General features: G+C 41.8%; 2 protein-coding genes. One reads left to right on the top strand and one right to left on the bottom strand.

From position 1 onward, the window contains the following. Positions 1 to 98: 98 nt before the first annotated feature. A complete protein-coding gene (locus AC2JBO_RS44805) occupies positions 99 to 1,046 on the bottom strand; it encodes a glutathione S-transferase family protein (protein WP_496960065.1) in 948 nt (315 codons plus the stop codon). Positions 1,047 to 1,324: 278 nt separating this feature from the next. On the opposite strand from AC2JBO_RS44805, the gene AC2JBO_RS44810 reads away from it, so the two are divergent. After that, complete coding sequence (locus AC2JBO_RS44810) at positions 1,325 to 1,609, top strand: hypothetical protein (RefSeq protein WP_496960066.1); 285 nt, start codon at positions 1,325 to 1,327, stop codon at positions 1,607 to 1,609. Positions 1,610 to 1,849 lie beyond the last annotated feature (240 nt).

The following is a 1,849-nucleotide window of genomic DNA, read 5'->3' on the forward strand; positions in this document are numbered from 1 at the left end:
CTACATGTTCGTAGTCCGTAGGTTGGGTGGAGCGATAGCGCAACCCAACATAATGTCTATAAAACTCATTTATCTTTCTATTTGCCAGGAGACTAATCTTATTTTTGAATATTAAAATCAACAATAGGTCCTTTAGGTACAATTCGATTGGGGTTAATATCAGTCATACTCATGTAATAGCCACGTTTGATATGGTCGAGATTACAGGTGGCTTTAAACTCAGGAAGTTGATATAGGTCTTTTAAATACTTCCAGAGGTTGGGATAATCGATAATTCGTCGCAAATTGCATTTAAAGTGACCGTAGTATACTGTGTCAAAACGATACAAAGTTGCAAACATACAAATATCGGCTTCTGTGAGGGAATTACCACATAAATAACGCTGCTTGCTAAGAATAATTTCCCATTTATCTAAACTCTCGAAAAGTTCTGTCACTGCTTCTTCGTAAGCTACTTGCGAAGTCGCAAATCCCGCGCGATATACCCCAGCATTAATTGGTGTATAAATTGCATCTATAGTTTCATCAACCTGCTGTTGCAAGTCCTGTGGGTATAAGTCTATTTTCTGCGTTGCTAAGGAAGCAAACTCGACATCAAACATCCGCATGATTTCGCGAGATTCATTGTTGACGATGGTTTGAGTTTGTTTATCCCACAATACCGGAACAGTGACTCGTCCCGTATACTTGGAATTAGCTTTGAGATAGATTTCTTGCAAATATTGAGCGTTATTTACTGAGTCAGGAATGGTTCCCGGTGCTTGAGAAAACATCCAGCCTTTATCGCTCATAATCGGATCGACAATAGAAACTGAGATAGCATCATGCAGTCCTTTAATTTCATGCATAATTAAAGTGCGATGTGCCCAAGGGCAAGCTAAAGCAATGTAGAGGTGATAGCGTCCTGCTTCTGCTTTAAACCCACTAGAACCATCTGCGGTTATGTAATGGCGAAATTTTGTTGGTATCTCATGGAACTCACCATTTCGAGCGCGCTCATTACCATCGGTTATCCATTTGCCTGCAACCATTATTCCTGATGCCATAATTCTCTCCTGGGTGTTCCAGATGTAATTATTTTACCTTCACGGTTAAGGTGCAGTAAATATGCAAGTAGAACTGTTGTAGAGAATGGTACGCCATAGTTAAGGCGCCGGACTCGTAAACATGGTGCCTTAAAAGAACAATGGGACGAGGATTAAGGTTCATCTGATGTATCATGTTAGGTTGCAAGCTGCCGTATATGAAGTTCGCTATGATGATGAAGGGGAATACATCTGGTTAATTACTTACTGGAAAAGTACGAGAAGAGAGAGAGAAATCTATGAGCAATATCTCTACTGAAGAACTCGAACAGAAAGTTGAGGCAGGGGAAGAAGTCGTTGATCGCTATTTTGACTCTACGACCACGAGAGTCGGCACACCTCGCCTTCTTACTTCACGCAGACGACAGGATTTAGTGACAACAAACTTGGAAATGCCTCGCCCAATGCTTAACGAACTCGATCAATTGGCTTCGGAACTCAATATTAGTTCCCAAGCAGTTATTAAAATGATGCTAAGGCGTGCTCTTGATGAACACTATCTTGCCAAGAAATCAATATCGTAGCCAACTGTGTTTAAAGCAATCGATATTTGGCAAAGAATAAATGACACGGTAGCTGCTGGCTCATAGTAGGTCTGACCCCTCGGCATCACGATTTGTCTGCGACAATGAATGCGTTGTTTCCGGGAATGTAGAGACGTGTTCACGGAGTGTACTACAGGTAAATTTCACGTCTCTACACGTCGGTTTTTACGAAATAATGGGCGCCACCCCCGAATCGCCAGCGGTATCCTTGTAGGAGAG

Source organism: Calothrix sp. CBUCES-K 9914 (assembly GCF_059640475.1).

Coding starts and splice junctions, on each gene's coding strand:
- AC2JBO_RS44805 (WP_496960065.1), bottom strand. CDS start 1,046: ATGGCATCAGGAATAATGGTTGCAGGCAAATGGATAACCGATGGTAAT.
- AC2JBO_RS44810 (WP_496960066.1), top strand. CDS start 1,325: ATGAGCAATATCTCTACTGAAGAACTCGAACAGAAAGTTGAGGCAGGG.